This is a genomic window from Neobacillus drentensis (genome assembly GCF_036965645.1).
GTDB classification, from domain to species: domain Bacteria; phylum Bacillota; class Bacilli; order Bacillales; family Cytobacillaceae; genus Neobacillus; species Neobacillus drentensis_D.
Map to the genome: position 1 here is coordinate 36,613 of NZ_JBALPZ010000118.1, position 7,127 is coordinate 43,739.

The 7,127-nt window shown below is 37.5% G+C and carries 10 protein-coding genes; all 10 read left to right on the forward strand.

Annotation, left to right across the window (positions count from 1 at the left end; all coding sequences use genetic code 11):
* Positions 1–151 precede the first annotated feature (151 nt).
* Positions 152–1,840: a DEAD/DEAH box helicase gene (locus V7266_RS20680; protein ID WP_335470508.1), complete on the forward strand. Its 1,689-nt coding sequence runs from the start codon at positions 152–154 to the stop codon at positions 1,838–1,840.
* Positions 1,818–2,609: a YqhG family protein gene (locus V7266_RS20685; protein WP_335470509.1), complete on the forward strand. Its 792-nt coding sequence runs from the start codon at positions 1,818–1,820 to the stop codon at positions 2,607–2,609. Before V7266_RS20680 ends, V7266_RS20685 begins: the two co-directional genes overlap by 23 nt.
* Positions 2,610–2,774: 165 nt before the next feature.
* A complete protein-coding gene (comGA, locus tag V7266_RS20690) occupies positions 2,775–3,857 on the forward strand; it encodes a competence type IV pilus ATPase ComGA (RefSeq protein WP_335470510.1) in 1,083 nt (360 codons plus the stop codon).
* Positions 3,844–4,875 (forward strand): competence type IV pilus assembly protein ComGB, encoded by a 1,032-nt coding sequence (gene comGB / locus V7266_RS20695; protein ID WP_335470511.1) that lies wholly within the window; start codon positions 3,844–3,846, stop codon positions 4,873–4,875. The genes comGA and comGB overlap by 14 nt, the downstream gene beginning before the upstream one ends.
* Positions 4,876–4,896: 21 nt before the next feature.
* The gene (comGC, locus tag V7266_RS20700) at positions 4,897–5,205 is read left to right on the forward strand and encodes a competence type IV pilus major pilin ComGC (protein WP_335470519.1); all 309 of its coding nucleotides are present in this window, start codon (positions 4,897–4,899) and stop codon (positions 5,203–5,205) included.
* Between the two features lie 6 nt (positions 5,206–5,211).
* Positions 5,212–5,652, forward strand: coding sequence for a competence type IV pilus minor pilin ComGD (gene comGD, locus V7266_RS20705; protein ID WP_335470512.1), 441 nt, complete (start codon positions 5,212–5,214; stop codon positions 5,650–5,652).
* Positions 5,636–5,974, forward strand: a complete 339-nt coding sequence (comGE, locus tag V7266_RS20710) for a competence type IV pilus minor pilin ComGE (protein WP_335470513.1) — start codon at positions 5,636–5,638, stop codon at positions 5,972–5,974. The genes comGD and comGE overlap by 17 nt, the downstream gene beginning before the upstream one ends.
* Positions 5,922–6,401, forward strand: a complete 480-nt coding sequence (comGF, locus tag V7266_RS20715) for a competence type IV pilus minor pilin ComGF (RefSeq protein ID WP_335470515.1) — start codon at positions 5,922–5,924, stop codon at positions 6,399–6,401. The genes comGE and comGF overlap by 53 nt, the downstream gene beginning before the upstream one ends.
* A complete protein-coding gene (gene comGG, locus V7266_RS20720) occupies positions 6,398–6,781 on the forward strand; it encodes a competence type IV pilus minor pilin ComGG (protein WP_335470516.1) in 384 nt (127 codons plus the stop codon). Before comGF ends, comGG begins: the two co-directional genes overlap by 4 nt.
* A gap of 58 nt (positions 6,782–6,839) precedes the next feature.
* Positions 6,840–7,028 (forward strand): YqzE family protein, encoded by a 189-nt coding sequence (locus V7266_RS20725; protein ID WP_335470517.1) that lies wholly within the window; start codon positions 6,840–6,842, stop codon positions 7,026–7,028.
* Positions 7,029–7,127: the final 99 nt, after the last annotated feature.

The window sequence follows — 7,127 nt, forward strand, 5'->3', positions numbered from 1 at the left end:
ATAAATAATGTTATTAAAATATTTAAAACATTCTAAGCTATTACCATCCTACCATTAAACTACAACATTGGGCAATAAATTTATTATCAAGAGAAAACACTTTAATTGGCAATATTCATCACACAACATTGTATAAAAAGGAGCTGAAAAGATGTCAGTTGAAATTGAATTTGATTCCTCGTGGCAGGATGATTTTTTACATAGAATTGACAACGATGGTCCGTGGGGGAACTGGGAGCTTTTTAAGCTAGCAATTGATGTTGAAAAACATTTAGTCATCCCTGAGTTCGAAGGGTTACAAGCTCCAAACCATCTTCCAAATTTAACACCTCTCCCACATCAGCTTGAAACAGCGAAACAGGTGATTGAAAGCATGAATGGTAAAGCCATTCTAGCGGACGAAGTGGGACTTGGAAAGACAATTGAAGCTGGACTAATTTTAAAAGAATACATGATTCGCGGCTTAGTAAAAAAGGTATTAATACTCGTTCCTGCTTCTCTGGTAACCCAATGGGCGATTGAGCTAAACAGCAAATTTTTTATCCCTGCCGTAACTCAGAGGAAAAGTTATGTCTGGGAACAGTGCGATGTCGTTGTTTCTTCAATTGATACAGCGAAGCGAAATCCTCACCGGGACATTATCAACAATCTGGATTACGATCTCATTATCATTGATGAGGCACATAAACTGAAAAATAACAAAACAAAAAACTACGAATTTGTTCAAAACCTTAAAAAGAAATTTTGTTTATTATTAACCGCCACACCTATCCAAAACCGAATCGAGGAGATCTTTAATCTCGTTTCACTCCTAAAGCCTGGGCATTTGGGAAGTGAGACGGCCTTCTATGAAAAATATAAACGAGATGCCCGCTCATTAAATGATGATGAGCATTTAAAAGAATTAGTGAATAAGGTTATGATTCGAAATCGCCGCGCTGACACTGGTATTGAATGGACAAAAAGACAGGTCGAAACCATACCAATCGAATTCTCTTCTGCTGAGAAAGATTTGTATGATTCTATCTCGATGCTGAAAAGCGAAGGTGATTGGGCTCAAACAAGTGCTTTTTCGGTAATGACCTTACAGCGTGAAGCTTGCTCAAGCCGTGAAGCTGTTTTCTATACACTAAAAAACATGCTGCAAAAGAAAGAGAATCCAACTCCTGCTTTTGAAGAACAAATCGAGTATTTAATTAAGAAAGTTGAAGCTGTCCAGCAAAATTCCAAGGCAGAAAAAGCCCTCGAATTAATCCAGCAGGTAAATGATAAGGTGATTATTTTCACTGAATATCGTGCTACCCAGATGTATTTGCAATGGTATTTGAAGCAGCACGGAATCAGCTCTGTTCCTTTCCGCGGCGGTTTTAAGCGCGGTAAAAAAGACTGGATGCGAGAATTGTTTCAAAAACATGCACAAGTCCTTATCGCTACTGAGGCCGGCGGTGAGGGAATCAATCTGCAGTTCTGTAATCATATCATTAATTTTGATCTGCCATGGAACCCGATGCGGCTTGAACAGCGGATTGGACGGATACATCGTCTTGGTCAGGAAAAGGATGTCATGATTTATAATTTTGCCATCAAGGGTACCGTTGAAGAGCATATTTTAAAGTTGCTTTATGAAAAGATCCACCTTTTTGAAAAGGTCATTGGTGAATTGGATGATATCCTAACAAAACTTGAGTTTGGGAATATTGAAGACCATCTTATTGATATTTTTGGCCAATCTAGTTCTGAGGGTGAAATGCGAATTAAAATGGAGAATTTATCATCTATGATTGAGTTTGCACAATCAATGAAGGAGGATGAATCACATGCAGCAGCAGGAAATTCATAATTTTCTTCTTACTTATTTTCAAGCAAACGATTGCCCTATTATTGAGAATAAACCTGGATATTTAATCGTCCAGTTAACCGTTGAGCTTGATAAAGAATTGATGAATCGCCCCTTTTACTGGCATTATCTTGAAAAAACTGGCGGCATCCCTAATCCAATGAGCTTAACCTTTATCACCGATCAAAAAAAGGCGCCCGAGAATATGAGGGGAGAAATTATCCATTTTGGTTCTCCAAGGCTTCATCAAATATTTGCTTCAACTAAAAAGTTAGCCAGCTATATTCGTTTATACGAGAAACATCAGTACCACCAAAGTCAGACAGCTTTGTTTCCTTGGTTGTGTATGAATGTAAAAATCTCCTATCAATGTGACCGAAAGCGAGATATCTTTAAGTCCATCGGTTTACAGCTTATAAACGGACAAATGGTCGAAGATTTTCACGAACGACTACAGAAAATCGCATTGACTCCTAAAATACCGGACTATTCTTTTACTTTATCCCCGCTGGTTAGACCAAAAAGCGGGATGAGCAGGGTTGAAAACTATTTAAGATCCGTGATTTCAGAGGATGACCATTCTTGGGCCGAAGAGGCACGAAAACGGTGGGAACAGGACTTACGGCTCCTGAATCATTTTTATGAAGATGAAGAAGAAGATAATGAGAACTATGAAACCGAAAAAATAGCCCTGCAAGAACAATATGAGCCTAAAATCAACATCTCTTTCATCAATGGCGGTCTCTTTTACCTAACTGAAAAGGCTATATAAAACACTTAATCACTATATTTAGACAGTTAACAGTGACAGGCACCATGTGAATATTTCACATGGTGCCTGTCACTGAATAGTCACAATTTTTTTTAGTTAATTAAAAATAAAAAAGGAAAAGCAGGAACCTTGTCGAATTATGATTTATGAAAAAATAAAAAGGTGGTGGTACCAATTGTAAGCTCGATTGAAATCCTAGCTAATCGAATCATTAAAGATGCCGTCCGAAATCAAGCAACAGATATTCACATTATTCCTCGAAAGAATGACACACTCGTTCAAATCCGTTTAACAAACAAACTTATTCCCAGATTGTCACTCCCAAAAGATGAATGCGACAGATTAATCTCACATTTTAAATTCACTGCGAATATGGACATTGGTGAAAGAAGACGTCCTCAAAGTGGAGCCGTTTTTTGTGAAGTAGACGGACAATTAATGGGCCTTAGGCTTTCCACACTCCCTTCAAATAATAGAGAGAGCCTTGTCATCCGGCTTTTACCACAACAGGAGCAAATCCCCTTCCATCAGCTCTCATTATTCCCTTCTATGACCAGAAAGCTATTAGCCCTGCTCAAGCATGCACACGGATTAATCATATTTACCGGTCCAACTGGTTCAGGTAAAACCACAACTCTTTATTCCCTGCTAAATGAAACAGCCCATCTCTTTCATCGCAATGTAATCACCCTTGAAGATCCTATCGAAAAAAACTACGACTCAGTATTGCAAGTTCAAGTAAACGAAAAAGCAGGGGTTACCTATGCAGCCGGTCTCAAAGCGATACTCCGGCATGACCCTGATATTATCATGGTTGGTGAAATTAGGGATGCTGAAACCGCTAAAATCGCTGTCAGAGCAGCACTGACAGGCCATTTAGTTTTATCCACTATGCATACACGTGACGCAAAAGGGGCTGTTTACCGTCTCCGTGAATTTGGTGTCAATTGGCTTGAAGTCGAGCAAACCTTGATTGCAGTTACTGCTCAAAGATTAGTTGAACTTACTTGTCCTTATTGTGAAGGGGAATGTTCACCATTGTGTCATGCCTATGGGCGCTGGAAACGAGCAAGTGTTTTTGAACTTCTATCAGGCCGTAATTTAAATAGTGTAATGAGAGCAGCCAAAGGGGAAATGTTAAAAACGCATTACCGAACATTAAAAGAAGTAATTAACAAGGGCATTGCTCTAGGTTACATTCAAGAATCCGAATACGAACGGCTGGTGTATGAAGATGAGCCGTCATAAATGGCCAGTAAGTGAACAAGCTTATTTCTTAAAAAGAATAGGTGACTTACTATTACGGGGGTACCCAATTGCGGAGGCAATTGAATCCATAGCATTGCAATTATCATCCAATCGAAAGGAGGAATTATATGGTTGTTTAGTAGAGTTAAAACAGGGCACTCCTTTTCATGTCGTTTTGACCAATTTAGGCTTTCAGAAAGATCTGGTCGGTTATGTCTATTTTGCTGAACAGCATGGCAGTTTTGCTGAAGCACTCTTGGAAGGAAGTGAACTAGCACTAATTAAAGATAAGGATTTACAAAAGCTTTTAAAACTTTTGCAATATCCATTATTATTGATGTTTATTACTGGGTTTCTTTTTATTTTTATTGAAAATACCTTGCTGCCGAGATTTACAACGCTTTTTGCCTCGCTCGGACTTAAGGAAAATTTTTTCACTAAGGTCCTTTATGCGTTTGACCATTATTTTCCCACAGCCATCGGGGCTGTCCTAACCTTCCTCTTACTGACAGCAGTCTATTATTTTTCTGTTTTTCGTAAACTCTCTGTCCTCAAACAAAGAGCTCAACTTGTTCGCATCCCCGTTGCCGGCAGCATCCTCAAATTACTGTTTACACACTACTTTTCCATTCAATTAAGTTTTTTATTATCTGGTGGCATATCCGTCTCTGAGGCACTTTCACTTTTTGAAAATAATCACAAACAACCATTTTATAGTAGATTAGCCATGGACATTAAAGCCAAACTTGTAACTGGGGAAAAGTTAGAAACGATTATTGGATCCTTTTCATTCTTCGAAAAGGAATTCCCCATGATTATCAAACATGGCCAGGAGAATGGGAAATTAGAGCAAGAATTACTATTCTTTAGTAAACATTGTGTCAGCAGTATGGAAGAGAAAATTGAAAAAAGTTTAAAAACGATCCAGCCAATTCTATACATTTTTATAGGATGTTTAGTTGTTTCTATGTATTTAGCGATTCTTTTACCAATGTTCCATCTACTTGATAGTATCTAAAAATGGAGGTTACTTAAAATGATGAAAAATGAAAAAGGTTTTACACTAATTGAGATGATGATTGTTATGTTAATAATTTCCGTTTTGTTAATGATTACCATTCCTAATGTTGCCAAGCACAATTCAAATATTAACAGTAAAGGTTGCGAAGCCTACGTGAAGATGGTCCAAGCTCAAGTTCAATCCTACCAAATGGAGAAAAATAAAATTCCTACACTCGCTGAATTAAAATCAGAAGGCTATCTAAAGGACATCAAAGGCTGCCCGAATGGACAAGAAATTGAAATCGATTCTGTAGGTACTGTCACTGCGATAGCTAAAGCAGAATAAAACGAAATGAGTAAAAATCAAAAAGGCTTTACTTTAGTTGAGTCATTACTCGTTCTTTCAATATTCATGATTATTTCTTCCATTACAGCGTTTACTTTACAGCCGCAGCATTTTGTCCTGGAAGATAAAGCCTTTATCTCACAATTAAGGTCGGATCTCCTCTATTCACAACAATATGCTATTTCTCATCAGCATGAGGTATCAATTTTGATACAGCCCGATCAATACAGATATTATGTACTTGCAAATACTGACCGGCCGCCTATCCTAGAGCGAAATTACTCCACTAATATTTATCTTATTGAAGGAACGCTCCCCCTCTATTTCAAATTCCTGCCTGATGGTAATGTCAATAAAGTTGGTACCTTTTTTATTCAAACAAAGAAAAAAAATTATCGGGTGATTTTCTTAATTGGGATGGGACGATTTTATGTTACAGAACAATAAAGGTTATTTCCTTCTGGAATTACTGCTGTCACTTTCAACGATGTTAATGATCTGCCTATTCTTACTCCCCTTATTAATGGAAGTGAGAGACCAAACCAGTAAATTAGAGGTAATGCGAACCGCACAAAGATTTATGTATCAAGAACTGAACGCAAAAATAATTGACAGCCGCTCATTCTCTAATTACACCCTTATTCAGAATAATATCGAATATAAAATTATTTGGACGGATACTAATTCGGCCGGTCAAAAGGAGGTGTGTGTAAAGGTTGAAAAGAATTCAGTTCATCCGGAAGCCAATGTTTGTGGTGTTCTTGAATGAAAGAGCCTTTACCTTAGTGGAGGTATTGATTGCTTTCTCGGTCTTTTCCACGATTGTTTTCTTTATGGCCCCTATTTTCCAAATCCTTTTAAACCCCAAAAGTACACAAATGGATTTGCAAGGTATGGAATGGAACGTTTTTTGCAGTCAAGTCACAAAAGAAATAGCATCAGTCTCCCATGCTGAGGTTCTATCTGGCCGGTTGATTTTAACAAAAGGTTCAGACACCATACAATATGAAAACTATGGTTCAAGCCTCAGACGAAGAGTCAATTCAACCGGACACGAGATCATGCTCCAAAATGTTTCACAATATTCATTTTCAATTGTAAACAACAATGCCGTGAAAATCACCGTTGTGGATTTATGGGGAAAAGAATATTCAATTATTGCCTACTCCTTCCTAAATTGGAATAGAAGCACATGAAAAGGAATGAAAATGGGTTTACTTATCCACTTACTTTATGCACTTTACTCCTATTTCTCATTTTTTTCTCGATGCATATTGAACAATTACTATCAGAACGGAAAATGGCACTTGAAACGACAGAAATTCTTAAGCAGGAATATTACTTTTTGTCTTCCGCAAAAAAAGTGGAATCGATATACCAATTGCGCAGTACCATCCCTGCAAAAGGGACATTTGTGTATGCAAATGGAACAATGAACTACCGGGTGGAGAATCCATCTTCTCTCATACAAATAGTGGATTTCACCCTCATTCTTGATTCGCATGATGCTATCGCTGGTTATGGCTACTTCGATTCACGTTCAAAAACTTTGATTAAATGGTTAGAAGTCAAATAAACGGTATGAACTTATTAAAAAATGGACAAAATGTAGGTGTAAAAAGGCAGGTGTGTCCATGAAAACAAATGATTATGTCAAATATATGACCCAAACCATAGTAAAATATGTTGACCAGCCAAAGGACGAACGGAAACGAAACCGGATTGAAAAGAAACAAACGAAAGCAGATTTCTGGTACCGGTGGTTTGGTATCCTCCCCTATATACTTTATTCTGAGATAATGAAAAAACGCAGATTTAAATAGCGGTATTTAAATACCGCTTCTTTTTTTTGTCAAAAAGACGCCAATGTTTTATTGACAAATGGAGAAAAAGCATAACAATCAATCTCTTATATACTATTG